Below are 19,403 nucleotides of genomic sequence, written 5' to 3'. Positions count from 1 at the left end.
CACCCGCCCGCCCTAGAGCGCCCGCTACTCCTCGTCACGCCCGCTACTCCTCGTCACGCTCGGCCAGGAAACGCTCGAACTGGGCGGCCAGCTCGTCGCCGGTGGGCATCGGCGTGGCCTCCGCCAGCAGGTTCTCCTTCTGGGCGCCCGCGGCGAACGCGTCGTACTGCTGCTCAAGGCCGATGATCGCGGTGGACAGCTCGGCGGAGGCCCTGATCTGCTCCTCGATCTCCGTCGTCGTACGCCGGGCGGCCTCGTGCAGCTTCTCCATCGGGAAGACCAGCCCCGTGCCGCGCGTCACCGCCTCGAGCGCGGTCACGGCGGCGGTCGGGTACTCGGCCTGCGACAGGTAGTGCGGCACGTGCACGGCGTAGCCCACGGCGTCATGGCCCTTGGCGCCCAGCCGCAGCTCCAGCAGGGCAGCCGCGCTGCCGGGCACCTGCACACGGCCGAACACGCTGGACTGCGTGGAGATCAGCTCGGGCCGGCTGGCGTGCGCGGTGATGCCGAGCGGCCTGGTGTGCGGCACGGCCATGGGGATACCGTGCACGGTCACCAGCTTGCTCACGTTCAGCCGCTCCACCAGCTCGCCCACGGCCTTGGCGAACAGCTCCCACTCCCGGTCGGGCTCCGGTCCGTTCATCACCAGGAACGGGGTGCCGGTCGCGTCCTCGGCGGCGTGCACGGCCAGCTCGGGGCTCTCCCAGTCCACCCACCGGTCGGTGTCGAACGTCATGATGGGACGCCGCGACCGGTAGTCGAGCAGCCGGTCCACGTCGAACCTCGCCACGACCCGGTGCTCCAGCTCGGCCAGCAGGTGGCCCAGCGCGAGGCGTCCGGCACCGCCCGCGTCGACGAAGCCGTCGAAGTGGTACAGCAAGACCGGATCATGCAGCTCGGGCGCGTCGTCTGCGAGCTCGTAGAGATCCTTCGGGTCGAACACGGTTGGACAGCCTTTCCCTAGGTACTCTTCACCAGAACCTACGGCGGGTCGGAACGATTCCGTGCAGGGCACCCTATCGAGGGAAGAACGGATATATGGACCGGGCGCCCGAGCCCGAACGGTTCGTCGGGAGGCTGTTCGGCCTGGCCAGAGCGGGGGAGACCCGCGACGCTCAGGACGTACGTCGAGACCGGGGCGCCGGTCGGCCCTGATCGACGGCAAAGGTGACACTTTCCTGATGCCGGAGGCTTATCACGGTCACGCCGCGACTCTGTGCATGCTTGTCACACTCGGCGCGGACCCTGAACCGGGCCGGCGGCCGGAGATGAACGCCGTTTGCGGGTGCGGTGCCCGAGAAGTCGTCCGCCGTGGTCAGAGCGTTGCCGGATGGCGGGGCCGATTCGGAGGTCAAGCGTCCGTCTGTCCTGCATACTCGTAAATGTCGGCAAATTTCCAGATTCTTAATGGTTCGTGCAGATCGCTTCATAGTATGAAATACCGATAAAAGAGCGCGAAATTGTCGAGTGTGGCCTTTCGGACACTCTCTAGTCATGCTGGTAGGCGTGGCTACATCTGCGTACTCCTTCAGTAGGCGACCACTCCGCATCCCTCCGCTGCCATGTCCGTTCCCGAACGAGGTCAACGTGCATGCCTCAGAGGTCGACAAGGAGAGCCACCTATGGCTGGCCGCCTCCAACATGCTGAACGGCGCCGAGACCATCGAGCACTTCCGGCGCTCCAAGATCGGCCTGCTCGCGGCACGGACCAACCCCACCGTGCCGCGCGAGAGCCTCCGGCTGATCAACGACTGGTACAACTGGCTGTTCGCCTTCGACGACGCGTTCTGCGAGGGCGAGCTGATGGGGCACCGTGCTTCCGCACTGGCCCGCGCCCTGCCACCGCTCCTGGAGATACTCGACGGTCGCCGGAGACCCCCCGACGACGACCCGTTCGGGCTCGCCTTGCAGGAGCTCCTGCAACGGATCTCCGAATGCGCCACCCCCGCCCAGGTGGACCGGTGGCGGACCACGGTGAAGGAATACCTGTTCGCCCAAATCTGGGAGGCCGCCAACCGCGAGGTGGACCTCATCCCCACCCCCGAGGACTACGTCCTGATGCGCCGCATCACGGGGGCCACCTACACCTGCTTCGCGCTCATCGACGTCGGCGGCGGCTACCGGCTCGAAGCCGAGGAATGGCACCACCCCGATGTCCGCACGCTCTCCGACCTCGCATGCGACCTCATCGGGTGGGACAACGACCTGCTGTCGTACGCCAAGGAACGCGGCAACGACAAGGCCCGGCACAATCTCGTCACGGTGCTGGCAACCCACAAGTCCCTCACCCTGCAGGAGGCGCTGAGCGAGGTCGCGCAGATGCACAACGACGCGATCAACGCATTCATCGCTCGGCGCTCGGCGCTCGAACAGTGGGCGTCGCTTCCGGTCCGCAAGTACGTCCGCGGCCTCGAACACTGGGTTCGCGGCCACATCGAGTTCTCCCTCGGCAGTGCCCGTTACGTGCACGCCTGGCCTGACGGCACACAGTGGCCGGAGGCCGTCTGACGGTCCCCCGAATCAGTCCTCGTCGGAGGCGTCCGCGTCGTCGAGCGCGAGCGCGGACGCCTCATCGAGGTCGAGCCTGGCGCCGTCCTCGAAGGCGTTCTTGTAGGCGAGCTCGCCGAGCTGCCGCTGGCACAGGCGTACGCAGTCATTGTGCTCGTCGGTCATCCAGGGCGCGCCGAGCTGCGGCAGCCCCGCCGTCCTCCAGTTCTGATGCAGCGCCCCGAGCAGCTGGACGGCCGTCAGCGACCGGCCGAGCTTGACGAAGATCCGCGCCGTCGTCTCCAAGGCCGTCAGCGTGCCCATCGTGTCGTGGAAGTGCCGCTTGATGCGCAGCGCCTCCCTGGCGTTCTGCAACGCGTCCGCGGCGCGGCCGGCCGCGAGCCTGGTGCTGGCCAGCGCCCACTGCGCGTGGGAGCCGACCCACAGCTCGCCGCGCTCCTGGCACACCTGCAGGCAGTCCTGCAGCAGCGACTCGGCCTCGTACAGCTCGCCCTGTGTGGTCAGCACGATCGACAGCTCGACGATCGCGGGCAGCAGGCCGGGGTTGAGCTCCTTGTTGTCGGTGTTGAACTCGATCGCCACCCCGAGCAGCGCGCTGGCCTTCTGCAGATCGCCCTGGAGCAGCGCCGCCGTGCCCTGCATCTTCGAGGCCAGGATCACCGCGCGCGAGTCGCCGACCTGCACGGCCTCGGTGCTGCACGTCTCGGCCGCCGCCAGTGCTCCCGCGCTGTCGCCCTGCGCGCTCTTGGTATAGGAGAGCACCCACAGCGCTTTGCAGCGCTCTCTGCTCACGGTGGGATTGGCCTCAAGCGCCCGCTCCAGATAGAGACGGCCCTCGCGGGCGAAGCCGCAGCACACCCACATGAACCACAGCGACGACAGCAGGGTGAGCGCCAGCGGCTCCTTGCCCGGCGTGGACAGCGCGTGCTCAAGCGCGAGGCGGACGTTGTCGTGCTCCTGCCGCATGCGGACGAACCAGTAGATCTGCCGCGGCCCCGACCAGGCGTCCTCGCTGCGCTGCGCCAGGCTCAGGTAGTACTCCAGGTGGCGCTGGCGCAGCTGCTGGGTCTGGCCCAATTTCTCCAGCCACTCCTCGCCGTACTCGGCCAGCGTGTCGATCAGCTTGTAGCGCACGCCCGCGTGGTTGCTTCTGATGAGCAGGATCGACTTCTCCACCAGGCCCGTCACCAGGTCGGTGATGTCCTCCGACGGCAGCCGCCCGTCGGAGCAGACGAAGCGGGCCGCCTCCAGCTCGAAGTCGCCGGCGAACACCGACAGCCGCGCCCACAGCAGCCGCTCGGCGGGCTCGCACAGCTCGTGGCTCCAGCCGATCGCCGCGCGCAGCGTCTGGTGCCGCGGCAGCGCCGTACGGCTCGCGCCCGCCAGCAGGCTGAACCGGTCGGCCAGTAAAGCGAGGATCTGCTCGACCGACAGCGCGCGCAGCCGCACCGCCACCAGCTCGATCGCCAGCGGGATGCCGTCGAGCCTGCGGCACAGCTCCGCCACCGGGCCGATGTTGTCCTCATCGAGCACGAAGTCGGGCACGCTGGCGCTCGCGCGGGCCGCGAACAGCTGCACCGACTCGTTGGTGAACAGGCTCTCCGCCGGGTCGTCACCCGGCACCTGCAGCGGCGGCACCGGCACGACGTGCTCGTACGGCAGGTGCAGCGACTGGCGGCTGGTGGCCAGCACCTTCAGGTTGGGCGCCGCCTCCAGCAGCTCGTGCACCAGCTCGGCGCAGCCCTGCACCAAGTGCTCGCACGTGTCGATGATGAGCAGCATGTCGCGCTCGCCCACCCAATCCGACAGCGACTCCGACTCCGCCCGCGAGGACTGGTCGGCGATGCCGAGCGCCGAGGCGATCGTGTGCCTGACCATGCCCGCGTCCTGCAGCCGGGCGAGGTCGGCGAACCACACGCCGTCGGGATATTGGGCGCGCACCTGATGGGCCAGGCGCAGCACCGTACGCGACTTGCCCACACCTCCGATGCCTGTCACGGTCACCAGGCGTGACTCGTTGAGGTGCCGTTTGAGGTTGGCGAGGAGACGTGTCCTGCCGATGAAGCTGGTCAGCTCCGCCGGTAGATTGCCTTCTCGCCGCCAGCCTGTCGGGGTGGCCATGAGCAGCCTCACGGGGGGATCGGCGACACCTGCCTACGCATCGTACCGCTGACCTCGCGAACTGTCCTTGATCCCGACGACACATCGGGAATGGGTTTGTACGCCTCGGTAGCATGTACGGCGTGAAGGATTTCCTACCCGAGCAGACCTTGGACGACACCGACCTCGGCTGGGGCGACTGGCGCGAGGCCGACGACGACTCCTTCTACCTCGAGAACCGGCCCCCGCACTGGGACTGACCAGGTGACCTCCGGCGACCACGTTCTGCGCCCCGCCAGGCCCGCCGACTACGACGCCATCGCCGCCGTGGTCGACGACTGGTGGGGCCGGCCGGTACGCGCCTCGCTGCCCCGGCTCTTCCTCGACCACTTCCACGCCACCAGCCTCATCGCCGAACGCCCCGGCTCCGGCGACCTGGCCGGCTTCCTCATCGGGTTCCCGTCGCCGTCGCTGCCCGACGATGCGTACATCCACTTCGTCGGCGTCCACCCCGCGGCCCGGGGGAGCGGTCTGGCGCGCACCCTGTACGAGAGCTTCTTCGCCCTCGCCCGTGATCACGGGCGGCGGGTCGTCCGGGCGATCACCGCGCCCGTCAACACGGCGTCCATCGCCTTTCACCGCAAGATGGGCTTCACGGTCTCCGGCCCGGTGCCCGACTACAACGGCCCCGGCACCAGCCTGATCACCTTCACCCGTTCTCTCTGACGGTTTCTCCGTACGTCGTCCGGCGAGAGGCGTCCGTGTTGTGCGGCGAGAGGCGTACGGACGGCACGTCAAGCACTTTGCGTAACTTATCCACCACTTTCCGTATGTGTTGATCGTTGATCGGGAAAGTCTCTGATCACGGCAAGGAGGTGGTTCGGTGGCGCATATCCTCACCCGGCGGAAGCTGACCGGCGAGCTCGTCGCGGAGTTCCTCGGCACGATGGTGCTCATCTTGTTCGGCTGCGGCGTCGTCGCACAGGTCATCGCCGCCGAGCTGGGCGACCACGACAGCATCGCGTGGGCGTGGGGGATCGGCGTGACGCTCGGCGTGTACGTCGCCGGCCGGACCACGGGAGCCCACATCAACCCGGCCGTGACGCTGGGATTCGCCCTGTTCAGGGGGTTCCCGTGGCCGAAGGTCCTGCCGTACGCGCTGGCCCAGACCCTCGGCGCGTTCGTCGCCGCGCTCATCGTGCGCTGGAACTACACCGAAGTGCTGGCCATGGCCGACCCCGGGCACACGATCAAGACCCAGATCGTCTTCTCCACCCTGCCCGGCAACGGCACACTGCCGGTCTCCATGTGGGGCGGGCTGCGCGACCAGATCATCGGCACCGCGATCCTGCTGTTCGTCATCTTCGCGCTCTCCGACGTCCTCAACATGGCGCCGGGAGCGAACATGGGGCCGTTCCTCATCGGCCTGCTCATCGTCGGCATCGGCATGTCGTTCGGCACCGACGCCGGTTACGCCATCAACCCGGCCCGCGACTTCGGCCCCCGCCTGGCCAGCTGGCTCACCGGCTACGAAGGCGCCTGGCGAGATCAGCATGGGGACCCGTACTGGTGGGTCCCCATCGTCGGCCCGCTGGTCGGCGGAGCGCTCGGCGCCGCGCTCTACCAGCTGTGCATCGCCCGTTTCCTGCCGCAGGGCGAGGACCGCGACACCGTCAAGCCGTCAGATTGAGAGTGAGCCATGCCTGATTTCGTCGGCGCGGTGGATCAGGGCACCACCAGCACCCGCTTCATGATCTTCGATCACGACGGCGCCGAGTACGCGAAGTACCAGCTCGAACACGAGCAGATCCTGCCCAGGGCCGGCTGGGTCGAGCACAACCCGATCGAGATCTGGACCAGGACCGCCGCCGTCATCCAGACCACCCTTCAGCGCACCGGCCTGCACTTCGACGACCTGGCCGCGCTCGGCGTCACCAACCAGCGGGAGACCACCGTGGTGTGGAACCCGCGTACCGGCCGCCCTTACTACAACGCCATCGTCTGGCAGGACACCCGTACCGACCGCATCGCCGCCGCGCTCGAAAGCGACGGCCGCGGGCAGGTCATCCGCGACAAGACGGGGCTGCGGCCGGACGCGTACTTCTCCGGCGGCAAGATCCAGTGGATCCTCGAGAACGTGGACGGCGTCCGCGAGGCCGTCGACCGCGGCGAGGCCGTTTTCGGCAACACCGACACCTGGACGCTGTGGAACCTCACCGGCGGCGTCAACGGCGGCGTGCACATCACCGACGTCACCAACGCCAGCCGCACCATGCTGATGGACCTCGACACGCTCGACTGGGACGACGAGCTGCTGTCGTTCTTCGGCATCCCGCGCCAGATGCTGCCCGAGATCCGCCCCTCCTCCGACCCTTCGACCTACGGTGTCACCTTCCGGTACGGCCCGCTCGGCGGCGAAGTCCCCATCACCGCCATACTCGGCGACCAGCAGGCCGCCACCGTCGGCCAGGTCTGCTTCGCGCCCGGCGAGGCCAAGAACACCTATGGCACCGGCAACTTCCTGCTGCTCAACACCGGCACCTCCCGCGTACGCTCGGAAAGCGGCCTGCTCACCACCGTCGCCTACAAGTTCGGCGACCAGCCCGCCGTCTACGCGCTCGAAGGCTCGATCGCCGTGACGGGCTCCGCCGTGCAGTGGCTGCGCGACCAGCTGCACATCATCACCTCCGCCCCGCAGAGCGAGACCCTGGCGCGGCAGGTGGCCGACAACGGCGGCGTGTACTTCGTACCGGCCTTCTCCGGGCTCTTCGCGCCGTACTGGCGGGCCGACGCGCGCGGCGCCATCGTCGGGCTGTCCCGCTTCAACACCGACGCCCACATCGCCCGCGCGACCCTGGAGGCCATCTGCTACCAGACCCGCGACGTGGTCGAGGCGATGCAGCGCGACTCGGGGGTGGTCCTGGACGTCCTGCGAGTGGACGGCGGTGTCACCTCGAACGACCTGTGCATGCAACTCCAGTCCGACATCCTCGGCGTTCCCGTCAGCCGCCCCACGGTCTCCGAGACGACCGCCCTGGGCGCGGCGTACGCGGCCGGCCTCGCCGTCGGCTACTGGCAGGACACCGACGAACTCAGCACCCACTGGGCGGAGGACCGCCGCTGGGAGCCGACGTGGACGGAGGAGCAGCGCGAACAGGGCTACGCCGGCTGGAAGAAGGCCGTCACGAAGTCCTTCGGCTGGCTCGACTAGCGCCGCCGAACCGACCCCGCCCTTCGACCGGCTCGGGGCACTGAGACGGACATGGGTGTGGGGCTAGTGGTGTGGGTGGGGCTGACCACGTTGTGGGGCTGGTGGTGTGGGTGGGGCTGACCACGTTGTGGGGCTAGTGGTGTGGTAGGGCTGACGCGGATGCTGGGCGAGCGGAGTGGGGTGGGGCCTGACACGGTAGCGATGAGGTCGCGCTCCCACCCGGTCGGGCGAGACCGTGCCCACCCGGCGCACGAGGTTCCGGGCCTGCCGGTCTGGCGAGCTTGCGTCTCCCACCCGCCGGGCCTTTGGGCTCCTAGCCTGCCACGCGAGATGGCGTGTCCTGCCGGTCTGGCGAGCTTGCGTCTCCCACCCGCCGGGCCTTTGGGCTCCTAGCCTGCCACGCGAGGCGGCGGGCCCTGCCGGTCCGGCGAATTCGCGACACCTCGCCCGGCGCGTGACATTCGTGCCCCGTCCGTCTGGCGAGGCTGTGTTCACAGGTCCCGGCGGACGAGGGACGCACACCCTCGCCGCCGGGACGCACAGCGTGCGCAGCAGCCGGCTCTGCCGGGTGGCGGCTCACCGGCGGTCGGTCGGCGGACCAGCTCAGCTCACTACGTCCTTCGTACGGAAGCGGCGGAAGGCGATCGCGATCAGGATGGCCGCGTACGTGATCGACACCGATGCGCCCTTGGCCATGCCGCTCCAGTCGAGCTCCGGCGCCAGGGCGTCGAGCCAGGCGTTGTTCCAGAACGTGGGCAGGAACTCGCGCAGCGACCCCAGCGCCTCGACCGCCTGCAGGATCGTGCAGACGATCCACAGCCCGACCGCCCCGCCCACGGCGCCGAGCGGGGAGTCGGTCATGGTGGAGAGCAGGAACGCCAGGGCGGCCACCACGAGCTGGCTGACCAGGGCGTACCCGATCACGATGCCGAACCGGGGCAGGACGTCGAGCGCCGGTATGACCTCTCCGGTGCCGGGCACCTGGATGTCGTCCCAGCCGAACGCCAGCGTGCCGGCGAGCAGCGCCATCAGCGGCAGGCAGATCACCGCCGCGGCCGCGTAACCGAGCGCGACGATCAGCTTCTGGCGCAGCAGCCGGTCGCGGGGGATCGGCGCCGCCAGCAGGTAGCGCAGCGACGACCAGTTGGCCTCGCTGGCCACGGTGTCGCCGCAGAACAGCGCCACCGCCACCACCAGCAGGAAGTTGGCGGAGACCGACAGGGCGAAGGCGGCGAAGTTGAGGCCGCTTTCGGTGGCGAGGTCGGAGATGCGCAGCGACGACTGCCCCTGCCCGCTCGACTGCGGCCCGAACTGGAACGCGATCACCAGGATCCACGGCAGTGCGAGCAGCAGCCCGAACATGCCGATCGTGCGCCGCCGCTTGAACTGCCTGACGATCTCGACCCGCAGCGGCAGCGTGCGGCGGGGCGCGTAACCGGTCGCGGCGGTCATGACTTGTCTCCGATGAGGTCGAGGAACACGTCTTCCAGGCGCGGCCCGTGCCCGTTGCCGGTCGCGGCCGAGCTGAGCAGCCGCGACACGGGGCCGGTCGAGACCAGCCGCCCGCGCCGCATCACCACGACGTGGCTGCAGCTCTGCTCGACCTCCGCCAGCAGGTGGCTGGAGACGATCACGGTACGGCCGTCGCGCGCGTAGCGCTTGAGCACCTCACGCATCTCGCGGATCTGGGGTGGGTCGAGCCCGTTGGTGGGTTCGTCGAGCACGAGCAGGTCGGGCAGGCCGAGCATCGCCTGGGCGATGGCGAGGCGTTGCCGCATGCCCTGGGAGTAGGTGCGTACGGCCCGCTCCAGCGCCTTGCCGAGCCCGGCGATCTCCAGGGCCTCGTCGAAGTGCGCGTCGGCGACGGGCCTGCCGGTGGCCGCCCAGTAGAGCTCGATGTTGTCGCGGCCGGACAGGTGCGGCAGGAAGCCGGGGCCTTCGACGAACGAGCCCAGCCGGGACAGCACGGGCGCGCCCGGCGTCACGCGTTCGCCGAAGATGCGGATCTCGCCGGCGTCGGGCTGGATGAGGCCCATCATCATCCGCATCGTGGTCGTCTTGCCCGCGCCGTTGGGGCCGAGCAGGCCCAGCACCTGGCCCTGCTCGACGCGGAACGACAGGTTGTCGACGGCCAGCTCACCGTTGCGGTACGCCTTGGTCAGCCCGCTGATCTCCAGCGGCACCTCCGAAGAAGAGGCCGTGGGCCCTTCGTCCGCGGCGGTGTCACCGGAGCCGGCGCGCTCGTGTGCCTTGCTCCTGTCGCCGTTCACGACGACCACGCGCGCGGACGGCGAACCGCCCGGGCTCACCTTCTCGGTGCCGTTGGAGCTCACCTTCTCCGCGGCCGCGCTCTCGCCGTCTGCGCCTTCCGCAGCCCTTCCGTTGGAGCTTGCGTTCTCTACGGACCTGCTCTCCACGGCCGTGCCATTCGCGACTGCGCCATCTGCGCTGTCCGCGACCGCGCCATCCGTGTTTGCGCCATCATCCGCGTTCACGCCATCCGCGACGGCGGCCTTCGCCGATGCGCCGGTGGCGGTGCTCACCACGTCGGGTGTCGGGTCCGTGCCGATCGGACGGGCGCTCTTACCGGCGAGGGCGGGGCGGCGGCGGGACGAGGTGCGGCCCGTCACCAGGATGACGGCGGCCACCACCACGGCGACCAGCGGCATCGCCCACACCCACCAGGCGACCCCGGTCGGCGCCGCGGCCAGCGTGCGGACGGTGGGGATCGTCACCGCCGGGGAGGCCAGCTCGACCTGGTAGGCGGCCGGCTGGTCCGGCGTCGCATAACCCATGTCGGTCGTCGTCACCACCAGGCGCAGGCGGTGGCCCACGGCGAAGCGGTGATCGACGGCCGGCAGCGTGATCGTCGCCTCGGCGCTCTGCGAGCCCTCCGGGATGGAGACCCGGAACGGCGCCACCAGCCCGGCGGGGAGTGTGGGCGGCTGGACGGTGTCGGCCACGTCGTACAGCTTGGCGAACAGCGTCACATCTCCCGAGCCCGACACCCTGACCTTGACGGTCGGGCTGCCCGTGAGCTGGAGCGGAGCGGTGAGCGGCTGCGACTCGAAGGCGGCGCTCTGGCCCGGCATGTCGATGGACACGCCGCTGCCCTGGCCGCCCAGCAGGCCGCCGATGCCGGGAACGCTGGAGATGGAGGCGGGCGCGCCGCCCGGCGGATTGACGATGTTCTGGGTGGGGCCCGCGAGCCGGACCGTGGTGGTGTCGGTGCCGGTCAGGCCGGGGTAGGAGCCGGCCTCGGGGTGGAGGCGGATGCGCTGGCGGGTGCCGGGGTCGCGCCCGCCGTCACGGGTCACCGTGAACGCGCTCACCGGCGGCGCGGCATCACCGGAGCCCTCACCCTTGAGGTAGCGGGCGAACCAGGCCGAGGTCTGCTCGAACAGCCAGTCGGCCTCGCCGTTGCCGCCGTCGTGGCCGCCGTCGAACCAGGCGATGCTCACCGGCGTGCCGCCGCTCGCGATGGCCTTGGCGTTGGCGTCGGCGTGGCTGATCGGGAACAGCGAGTCGCGCTGCCCCTGAATGAGCAGGGTCGGAGCCTTGATCTGCCCGGCCACCGTGACGGGGCTCGACTTGCGCAGCAGCTCCACCGCCTCGGGCGTGGCCCGGCCGTCGGTGGCGACCTTCTGGTAGATGTCGCAGATCTCGGGCAGGAACCGGCCGCAGCGCGCCTGCTCGGGCGTCAGTGGCGCGGCGGCCTCGCGGCGGCCGAGCAGCGAGGCGGTGTCGAGCGAGACGCCCTGGCCGAAGAAGATGCCGGCCCACATGCGCTTGAAGACCCCGTCGGTCCCGTCGGTCTCCCCCTGCCTGGCGGCGTTGGGGAACAGCGCGTCCGCCAGGTCGGACCAGGTGATCTGCGGGACGATCGCGTCGACGCGCTTGTCGTAGGCCGCCGTCATCAGCGCGATGGCGCCGCCGTAGGAGCCGCCCGCGATGCCCACGCGCGGGTCGCCCGCCGCGTCGAGCTGCACGTCGGGGCGTTTGGCGAGCCAGTCGATGAGCTGCTTGACGTCTTTGACCTCGTAGTCGGGCGAGTTGAGCGCGATCTGACCGCCGGAGCGGCCGAAGCCGCGTGCCGACCACGTGAGCACGCCGTAGCCCTGCTGGGCGAGGCGGATCGCCTGGTCACGCATGCTTCGCTTGCTGCCGCCGAACCCGTGGGCGAGCATGACGACGGGAGCTTTCCCGCCATCGGGCGGCGGGAAGAACGTCGTGTCGAGCTGGACCTGTTGGTCGTCAGCCGGTCCATCGACGACGGTTATCTGCTGGTCTTGGCCCCGCACTTGAGGCGCCGACGGCCATACGAGCCATGTCGCCACCCCAATGAGGGCGAGTGCCACTACCAGAGCGGCCACACGCTTCATGTGGTGAGCCTACTTTCCGCACCTGAGAGATCCCTGAGACGGCGTACGCGCGGACGCACGCCGAGTGACGAAGCGGCAGAGCAGGGGGTCTTCACGACGGTTGTCACGCCAGGAGCGCGTAGACCGTCGTCGCCTGGGCGGTGACGTCGGAGCCGCCGTCGGCCCGCATGGTGATGTCGGCGAAGGCCAGCGTGCGCCCGAGCTTGGTCAGGCGTACGTCGACCAGCACGTCTTTGCCGGTCACCGGCCGCTGGAACGTAGTGGACTGCTGCACCGTCGTCATCGGCACGAACCCGCCGCGCGCCGCCGAGATCGCGACGACCGTGGCCGTGTCGGCGGCGGCCATCATGGCCTGGCCGCACAGCCCGCCGCCCTCTCTGGCCAGGTCGTCGGACCAGGGGAGGCGGACGATCGCGTGGCGCTCGCCGACCTCCTCCACGCGCAACCCGAGCTGACGGATCCAGGGGGCGAAGTATTCCTGGAGGATCGCCTCTGCTTCTTCTGAAGTCACGCGGCCATCATGCACGCTGGACGGGACGGGCGGACCGCCTCGCTCACGACCTGTGGACAAGCGGCCCCGGCCCGCCGACGCCTGTGGACGAGCCGGGAGGACGGACGCGCATGCCGGCCATGAACGACGACGACAACAGCGACAACAGCGACAACAGCGACAGAAACGACGACAACGCCGCGGTCGAGGTGTTCCTGCCCTCCACCTACGAGAAGGCCGTCCCGTACAACCTCTTCGCCCGCCTCCGCGAGGAGAGCCCCGTCTGCCGGATTCCCGAGCCCGCCGTCGGCCCCTGGCGGGCCGGTCCCGGTTACTGGGCGGTTTTCCGGCACGCCGACGTCAAGCATGTCCTGCGCACCCCCGAGGACTTCTCCTCCCACCTCGGCGCCACCCAGATCCGCGACCCCGACACCCCGGCCGACCTGGAGTTCGTCCAGGTGCAGATGCTGAACATGGACCCGCCTGGCCATTCCAGGCTGCGCAGGATCGTGGCGGCGGCGTTCACGCCGCGCGCCGTGCGCGCCCTGGAGCGGACGATCGCGCAGCGGGCGGCGGCGCTGTTCGAGGAGGGGGAGTGCGACTTCGTGGAGGTGGCCGCCGACCTGCCCGTGTGGACGCTCGCGCACATCATGGGCGTGCCCGAGCAGGACAAGCGGCTGCTGTACGACTGGGCGTCCCGCGTCATCGGCTACCAGGACGCCGACTACGCGGGCCTGTCCACGGCGGACGTCAACGCCCTGACCCCCATGGGCCGCCGGGCCGTGCAGGTGAGGCCGCGGCCGGAGCCGGGCGTCAACCCGCGGTCGCGGGCGGCGCTCGCCGACATGTTCGCATACGCGCACGCGCTGGCCGAGTCCCCCGTGGACGACGAGTCGATCATGTCCGCGATGCGCAGGGGCGGCTTGACGGAGGCCGAGTTCGAGAACATGTTCTTCCTGTTCGCCGTCGCCGGGAACGAGACCCTGCGCAACGGCATCCCCGGCGGCCTGCTCACGCTCCTTGAGCATCCCGCCGAGTTCGACCGCCTGCGCGCCGACCCGGTGCTGCTGGACTCCGCGATCGAGGAGATGCTGCGGTTCTGGCCGCCGGTCATGCACTTCAGGCGTACGGCGACCCGCGACCTCACGCTCGGCGGCCGGCGGATCAGGGCCGGCGAGAAGGTGGTCGTCTACCACGCCTCCGCCAACCGTGACCCGGCCGTCTTCCCCGACCCGGACCGCTTCGACATCGCCCGTACCCCCAACGACCACGTGAGCTTCGGTTTCGGCCCGCACTTCTGCCTGGGCGCGCACCTGGCCCGCGCCCAGCTCCGCTCGGTGTTCAGGGAGCTGCTCTCCTGGGACGTCGAGCTCGTGGGCACGCCCCGCCGTCTCGTCTCCAACTTCCAGAACGGCCTCAAGCATCTCCCCGTACGCCTGCGCCGCCGCACGAGCAACCGCTGAGGCCACCACGACAACCGCGGAAAAACCCCGCGACTGGCCGCACCCCCCGCCGCCTACCATCGGTGCCTGTGGTGGACTACCTGAGCATCAACCGGGCCGACTGGAACGCGCGCGTCCCCCTCCACGTCTCCAGCGACTTCTACGACGTCGAAGGTTTCAAGAAGGGACGCAACGCGCTGCGTACGACATCGTCTACACCGGCATCGGCGCTCTCGTCTGGCTGCCCGACATCACCCGCTGGGCCGAGACCGTCGCCAGGCTCCTGAACCCCGGCGGCTTCCTCTACCTCGCCGAGTTCCACCCGATCACCGAGGTGTTCGACGACGAGACCGGCACCGCCCTCACGCACGACTACTTCGACAAAGGGCCCCACATCTGGTCGGATCCGGGCACCTACACCGGCGGTCTGCACGATCACCCGACGTCGGTGCAGTTCAGGCACGGCATGGGCGAGATCGTCACGGCGCTCGTGAACGCAGGTCTGCGCCTTGAGTTCCTGCACGAGCACGAGTACACGCTGTTCCGCCGCTTCTACGCGCTCACCGAGCGCGACGGCGCCTACTGGGCTCCGGAGGGCGCGCCCAGGGTGCCGCTCATGTTCTCGCTGCGCGCCTGCGCACCTCCGGCGGCAGGGCGCTGATCTCGTACGTCGTCCTTCGAAGCGGCCCTGAAACCCCTCCGGGCACGGCTTTTCGGACGCTTGACCGTAAGATTTCCGGCGTGAAGTCTCCAGCATCGCTCAAGAAGGCAGCCGCCTGGGCCGCGCCCTACTGGACCCGCGGCGAGGCGGGCCGCGACACACCGCACGACCTGTTCAGGGTGCTCTACTTCGGCTGGCTGGTGGCGCTCACGCTCAAGCTGCTCGGTTCGGCCTGGGACGTCTCCTGGCACTTCAAGTGGCTGCGCGACGACCTGGCGCCCCCGCACCTGCTCAACTCCGTCGGCACGGCCCTCGTCGTCGCCCTGACCGTGATCCACGGCTACACCGGCTACGGCGTGGACAAGGCGGCGCTCAGGCTCATCCAGTGGGGCACCGGCGTCTTCCTCGTCGCGGTGCCGCTCGACCTGATCAACCACCGCATCAACGGGCTCGACATCACCTCGTGGAGCCCGTCCCACATGATGCTGTACGCGGGGACGTTCCTCATGATCGCAGGCGTCATCCGCGGCTGGTACATGGGAGCCCCGCCCGGCCGCGAGCGTACGGTCGTGCTGGGCGCGTTCTTCGCGTTCTTCCTGGAGAACGTGCACTTCCCCGAGCAGCACCAGGAGTACGGCGTGCTCTCGCTCGGCGCGTGGGACAACGGCGCGACCTACGCCGAACCGATCCTGCTGCGGTTCGCGGCCGACCAGATGCAGCGGCCGGTCGACAGGGAGATGATGGCCGGGTTCACGCTGCCCGTGCCCGACTACGTCTACCCGGTCTACGCGGTGATCGCCGGGCTGGCGGTGCTGGTGCTGGCCAGGCGGCTGATCGGCCGGTTCGGGGCCGCCACGCTCGTCGCGGCGGGCTATGTGGGGTTCAGGACGGTCATCTGGCCGCTGCTGACCTTCACCGGCTTCCCGCCGTCGGCGATCCCGTTCTTCCTGATCGCGGCCGGGCTGCTGGTGGACGTGGCGTTCCTGGTGCGCTGGCCGTACGTGCGGGCGGTGCTGGGCGCGGTCATCGCGACGGCCGCCGCGTATGGCGCGCTGGTCGTGCAGAACGCGGCCATGGGGCCCGTCTACGGCGCGATCAAGGGCCAGGAGGGGCTGCTCGGCGCGCCCCCACTGGCCACCTCGTCGGCGGTGTGGGCCGGGATCGGCCTGCTCGTCGCCTGGCTCGCGATCGAGGCCATCACGAGCCGGCGGAACGTGCCCGCCGGTGCCCCGGCCCCGGTGGTGGCGGCGCCGGCCACCACCTGAGCAGCGGCGGTCAGGCGATCGAGGAGCGGGTGATCGCCACCGCCACCCCGTACGCCAGACCCATCACGCTCACCTCGGCCACCGTCCACCCGATCAGGGCGGTGGCCTGTCCTTTCCTGATGGCGGGCAGCAGCCGGAACCGGATGTGCCCGGCCAGCGGCACCAGCAGCGCCACCAGCGCCGCCTTGGTCACCACCAGCAGCCCGTAGTCGCTGGTCACGATCGCGTCGGGCAGGGTCACGCCGGGCGTGAGCGCCATCGTGCTGAGACCCGTGATCAGCCCCGACAGCGACACCAGCAGCAGGCACATGGTGGCGATCTTGGAGAACCTGGGCAGCGCCAGGGCCAGCAGGTCGCGGCGCCGGGAGAGGAACGCGACCGTGACGATCAGCCCGCCGGTCCACGCCGCCGAGCCCATCACGTGGACCTCCATCGAGATCATGATGGGGTCGTGCCAGATCGAGTTGACCGCGTGGCCGGTGACCGGGATCGGCAGCAGCCCGAACAGCGCCACGATGATCCGCAGCTCGGCCGGCACCTTCTCGCCGAACCGCACCGCCATCAGCCCGATCCCGGCCGCCGCCAGCGCGCACGCGGCGCTGAACAGCAGGCCCTGGCCCGTGCCGACGCTGTCGACGTAGTCGGCGATCATTCCGAACGTCGGCACGACGCCGGGGTTCAGCTCTGCGGTCTGGAAGACGATGGTGAGCAGCGCGCAGATCGCCCACGCCCACGCGGCCGTCACGGCCAGCGGGCGCACCCGCCGCAGCACCGGCTCGGTACGCTCCGGCGCGTCGAAGCCGAGCAGCTTGGGCAGCAGGCTGAGCCCGACCACGGCCACGGCGGCGATGTCGAGCAGCGCCCGCACCACGGGCAGGCCGATCGCCACGACGGGCCCCGGCATGGGGATGCCCGGTACGGACTCCTGCGCGGTCAGCGAACTGGCCGCCACGGCGGCGACGACCGCGCACACCCCGAACGCGCCGGCCAGCAGCCGCCCGCCGGTCTCGCGCGTCTGGGGCAGCGGGGGAGCAGCGACACTCACGCCCCCGCCCCCTCACCGGGACGCCCGCCGCCGGCCCGGTCCCGGCTTCGCCTTCGCTCCCGGCGCCTGCGGTGGACGCGGCGGCCGCGGGCGCGGCGGGTGCCTCGGAGGGCGCGGCGGCCGGCGCCGCGGGGGCCGCAGAAGCAGTAGGGGCCACGGGAGCGGCGGGTCCGGCGGTGCCGGAGGCTGCAGGGGCCGCAGGAGCGGCGGGGGCCGAGCGGCGCAGTGCGACGACGGTGCCTATGGCGAGCACGACCAGCGCCCCCAGAACCCACACCACGGCCATCCCGGCACCACCGTTGGCGGCCGCCTCGGCAGCGGCCGCGTCGGAGCCGGGCTCCTGCGCGGCGGGTGGGGTGGCGGGCGCGGCGGCGCCTCCGGCCGTCACGGTGAACCCGATCTTCCCGGTGACCGGGTGCCCGTCGGCCGACAGGATGCGGTAGCCGACCGTGTACGAGCCGGCGGGCAACGGCTTGACCTGTACGGTGACGCGTTCGGCCGCGACGACGGCGGCGCCGTCGGCCCACGAGCCTCCGTCGGCGGACGTGACGCCTACCTGCGCGTACCCCTGACGCACCGCCTGGTCGAACACCAGCGTCACCCGTTCGGGCGGGGCCGTCAGCGTGGCACCGTCCTTGGGATCGCTGCTGATCAGCACGTTGTGCGCCCGCGCCGGCGACCAGAGCACCCCGGTCGCGGCGACGGCGAGCAGCAGGACCGTGAGTAGCCGCCTCACAGATCGCAACCTTCCATCGAACCTCGTCATGAACCTGTATATGGTCCCATCCATGGCGGACCTGTTCGGCGGCGCGGCCCCCTACTACGCGCGATACCGCTTCCGCCACCCGGAGCCGGCGATCGGGCATCTGGCGGAGGCGTTCGGGGCGGACAGCACGGTGCTCGACCTCGGCTGCGGCCCTGGCACGGTGGCGATCCCGCTGGCCGGGCGGGTGCGCGAGGTCCTGGCCGTCGATCCCGACGAGGACATGCTCGCGGAGGGCAGGCGCCTGGCGGCGCGGCGGCCGAACGTGCGCTGGATCGCCGGCGACTCCGAGCGGCTGCGGGAGCTGCCCGCGTTCGACCACGTGGTGATGGCCAGGTCGTTCCACTGGATGGACCGGCGGGCGGTGCTCGCCGAGCTGGACGCGCTGCTGCCGCCGGACGGCGTGGTGGCGCTGGTGGGCCCGGCGGTCGATCACCCCGAGTTGCCGTGGGAGCCGGCGATGCGGCGGGTGCGGGACGCGTTCGGCATCAACACGTTCACGGCGCGCAACAGCTACCAGGCGACCGGCGTGCCGCACGAGGCCGTGCTCGGCGGCTCGCCGTTCAGCGTGCTCGGCAGGGCGCGGTTCGAGCAGCGGCTGACGTACGACGTGGCGGCCGTGATCGGCCTGCAGCTGTCGTACTCCTACACCGCGCCGGCCCGCCTCGGCGACCGGCTCGGCGCCTTCACCGAGGCGGCCAGGCGCGCGCTGCTCGCCGACCATCCGCCGGGCACGTGGGAGGTGACGACGGTCACGGAGGTGCTGACGGCGCGACGCCCGCCCGGATCCCCATGAGCTTCCCCGTGCGCCTGCCGGCCCCGGGTCCGCCTCCGGCGGCTCTCGGCGCGGGCCGGAGGAGCCAGGCGGAGGCCGTCCGATGAGACCGGAGGGTGAGGGTCACAGGTTCTCCGCGGGCACCCCCAGCTCCATCGCCGCCGCCGTGCGGATGAGCACGTTGACCCGGCGCCGTGACAACACCTTGGGATGCGTGTGCGTCTGCACCGCCAGCCCGTCGATCAGGGCGAACAGCCGCCACGTGGTCGCGTCGGGATCCTCGCAGTCGAAGTCGCCGCTCGCCACGCCCGCCTCGATGATCGTGCGCATCAGCGTGCGGCCCCTGGCGTCGATGCGCCGCGAGATCTCCTCGAGCTCGTCACTGCGCATGGCCTCGGACCAGGCGTCGATCCACAGCCGCCAGCCCTCCGTGGGGATCGCCGGCGAGCAGAGCCTGAGCAGGGAGCGCAGGCGTTCGAGCGGCGTGCCCGAGGAACGCTCGACATCGGCGAGCGCCTCGAGATGCACGCGCGCCGCGTAGCCGAATGCCTGCGCGAACAGCTGCTCCTTGGTCTCGAAGTGGTAGAAGAGCAGGGCCTGGCTGACTCCGGCGGCCCTGGCGATGTCCAGGGTCCTGGTGTGCCCGAAACCTTGCTCCGCGATCACCTCGCAGGCCGTCTTCAGCAAATCCTCGCGCCGTAATCGGCTGAAACCAGTTGTCACAGCGAGTAACTCTAACTTCTGATCACTAGTATTTATAG

Annotated in this window: 15 protein-coding genes and 1 pseudogene; 8 read left to right on the top strand and 8 right to left on the bottom strand. The window is 70.3% G+C overall.

The features are described from left to right. Positions 1-43 precede the first annotated feature (43 nt). The gene (locus tag ACFMQL_RS03615) at positions 44-943 is read right to left on the bottom strand and encodes a PAC2 family protein (protein WP_364066775.1); all 900 of its coding nucleotides are present in this window, start codon (positions 941-943) and stop codon (positions 44-46) included. Positions 944-1,587: 644 nt separating this feature from the next. Here ACFMQL_RS03615 and ACFMQL_RS03610 point away from each other — a divergent pair. Further along, on the top strand, positions 1,588-2,508 hold the full coding sequence (locus ACFMQL_RS03610) for a hypothetical protein (protein ID WP_378784557.1): 921 nt from the start codon (positions 1,588-1,590) through the stop codon (positions 2,506-2,508). Positions 2,509-2,520: 12 nt separating this feature from the next. Here ACFMQL_RS03610 and ACFMQL_RS03605 read toward each other — a convergent pair whose 3' ends face one another. Then, on the bottom strand, positions 2,521-4,629 hold the full coding sequence (locus ACFMQL_RS03605; protein WP_378784555.1) for an ATP-binding protein: 2,109 nt from the start codon (positions 4,627-4,629) through the stop codon (positions 2,521-2,523). Positions 4,630-4,872: 243 nt separating this feature from the next. Here ACFMQL_RS03605 and ACFMQL_RS03600 point away from each other — a divergent pair, with 243 nt between their 5' ends. From ACFMQL_RS03600 to glpK, 3 genes are all read left to right on the top strand, one after another. Beyond that, positions 4,873-5,334, top strand: coding sequence for a GNAT family N-acetyltransferase (locus ACFMQL_RS03600; protein ID WP_364066771.1), 462 nt, complete (start codon positions 4,873-4,875; stop codon positions 5,332-5,334). Between the two features lie 157 nt (positions 5,335-5,491). After that, complete coding sequence (locus ACFMQL_RS03595) at positions 5,492-6,298, top strand: MIP/aquaporin family protein (protein WP_378784554.1); 807 nt, start codon at positions 5,492-5,494, stop codon at positions 6,296-6,298. A gap of 9 nt (positions 6,299-6,307) precedes the next feature. Continuing rightward, positions 6,308-7,819, top strand: coding sequence for a glycerol kinase GlpK (glpK, locus tag ACFMQL_RS03590; protein WP_378784552.1), 1,512 nt, complete (start codon positions 6,308-6,310; stop codon positions 7,817-7,819). Positions 7,820-8,422: 603 nt separating this feature from the next. Here the strand turns inward: glpK and ACFMQL_RS03585 are convergent. The 3 genes from ACFMQL_RS03585 to ACFMQL_RS03575 all read right to left on the bottom strand — a co-directional run bounded on the left by ACFMQL_RS03585 (position 8,423) and on the right by ACFMQL_RS03575 (position 12,712). Further along, a complete protein-coding gene (locus tag ACFMQL_RS03585) occupies positions 8,423-9,271 on the bottom strand; it encodes an ABC transporter permease subunit (protein WP_364066765.1) in 849 nt (282 codons plus the stop codon). After that, positions 9,268-12,201, bottom strand: coding sequence for a CocE/NonD family hydrolase (locus tag ACFMQL_RS03580; RefSeq protein WP_378784550.1), 2,934 nt, complete (start codon positions 12,199-12,201; stop codon positions 9,268-9,270). The genes ACFMQL_RS03585 and ACFMQL_RS03580 overlap by 4 nt, the downstream gene beginning before the upstream one ends. Before the next feature lie 103 nt (positions 12,202-12,304). Then, on the bottom strand, positions 12,305-12,712 hold the full coding sequence (locus ACFMQL_RS03575) for a PaaI family thioesterase (protein ID WP_364066762.1): 408 nt from the start codon (positions 12,710-12,712) through the stop codon (positions 12,305-12,307). A 110-nt stretch (positions 12,713-12,822) separates the two neighbouring features. Between ACFMQL_RS03575 and ACFMQL_RS03570 the strand changes: the two genes are divergently transcribed. From ACFMQL_RS03570 to ACFMQL_RS03560, 3 genes are all read left to right on the top strand, one after another. Then, entirely contained in the window at positions 12,823-14,154 is a 1,332-nt protein-coding gene (locus ACFMQL_RS03570; protein WP_378784549.1) for a cytochrome P450, read from the top strand. A gap of 313 nt (positions 14,155-14,467) precedes the next feature. After that, positions 14,468-14,794 (top strand): hypothetical protein, encoded by a 327-nt coding sequence (locus ACFMQL_RS03565; RefSeq protein WP_364066756.1) that lies wholly within the window; start codon positions 14,468-14,470, stop codon positions 14,792-14,794. Positions 14,795-14,874: 80 nt separating this feature from the next. Continuing rightward, a complete protein-coding gene (locus tag ACFMQL_RS03560) occupies positions 14,875-16,059 on the top strand; it encodes a hypothetical protein (RefSeq protein ID WP_364066754.1) in 1,185 nt (394 codons plus the stop codon). Positions 16,060-16,069: 10 nt separating this feature from the next. Here the strand turns inward: ACFMQL_RS03560 and ACFMQL_RS03555 are convergent, their stop codons facing one another. After that, a complete protein-coding gene (locus ACFMQL_RS03555; protein WP_364066752.1) occupies positions 16,070-17,104 on the bottom strand; it encodes a CopD family protein in 1,035 nt (344 codons plus the stop codon). Positions 17,105-17,501: 397 nt separating this feature from the next. Beyond that, positions 17,502-17,870, bottom strand: a pseudogene (locus ACFMQL_RS03550) (copper resistance protein CopC); the annotation flags it as partial. A gap of 22 nt (positions 17,871-17,892) precedes the next feature. On the opposite strand from ACFMQL_RS03550, the gene ACFMQL_RS03545 reads away from it, so the two are divergent. Continuing rightward, positions 17,893-18,663, top strand: a complete 771-nt coding sequence (locus ACFMQL_RS03545; RefSeq protein ID WP_364066748.1) for a class I SAM-dependent methyltransferase — start codon at positions 17,893-17,895, stop codon at positions 18,661-18,663. A gap of 102 nt (positions 18,664-18,765) precedes the next feature. On the opposite strand, the gene ACFMQL_RS03540 is transcribed toward ACFMQL_RS03545, so the two are convergent. Further along, positions 18,766-19,365 (bottom strand): TetR family transcriptional regulator C-terminal domain-containing protein, encoded by a 600-nt coding sequence (locus ACFMQL_RS03540; RefSeq protein WP_364066746.1) that lies wholly within the window; start codon positions 19,363-19,365, stop codon positions 18,766-18,768. Positions 19,366-19,403: the final 38 nt, after the last annotated feature.

It is taken from the genome of Nonomuraea fastidiosa (genome assembly GCF_042751225.1).
In the GTDB taxonomy this organism is placed as follows: Bacteria; Actinomycetota; Actinomycetes; order Streptosporangiales; family Streptosporangiaceae; genus Nonomuraea; species Nonomuraea fastidiosa.
This window is presented reverse-complemented; position numbering and strand designations above follow the sequence as displayed.

Excerpts from the sequence above, each read along its gene's own strand:
- ACFMQL_RS03605 (WP_378784555.1), bottom strand. The coding sequence starts at position 4,629 with ATGGCCACCCCGACAGGCTGGCGGCGAGAAGGCAATCTACCGGCGGAG.
- glpK (WP_378784552.1), top strand. The coding sequence starts at position 6,308 with ATGCCTGATTTCGTCGGCGCGGTGGATCAGGGCACCACCAGCACCCGC.
- ACFMQL_RS03585 (WP_364066765.1), bottom strand. The coding sequence starts at position 9,271 with ATGACCGCCGCGACCGGTTACGCGCCCCGCCGCACGCTGCCGCTGCGG.
- ACFMQL_RS03580 (WP_378784550.1), bottom strand. The coding sequence starts at position 12,201 with ATGAAGCGTGTGGCCGCTCTGGTAGTGGCACTCGCCCTCATTGGGGTG.
- ACFMQL_RS03570 (WP_378784549.1), top strand. The coding sequence starts at position 12,823 with ATGCCGGCCATGAACGACGACGACAACAGCGACAACAGCGACAACAGC.
- ACFMQL_RS03545 (WP_364066748.1), top strand. The coding sequence starts at position 17,893 with ATGGCGGACCTGTTCGGCGGCGCGGCCCCCTACTACGCGCGATACCGC.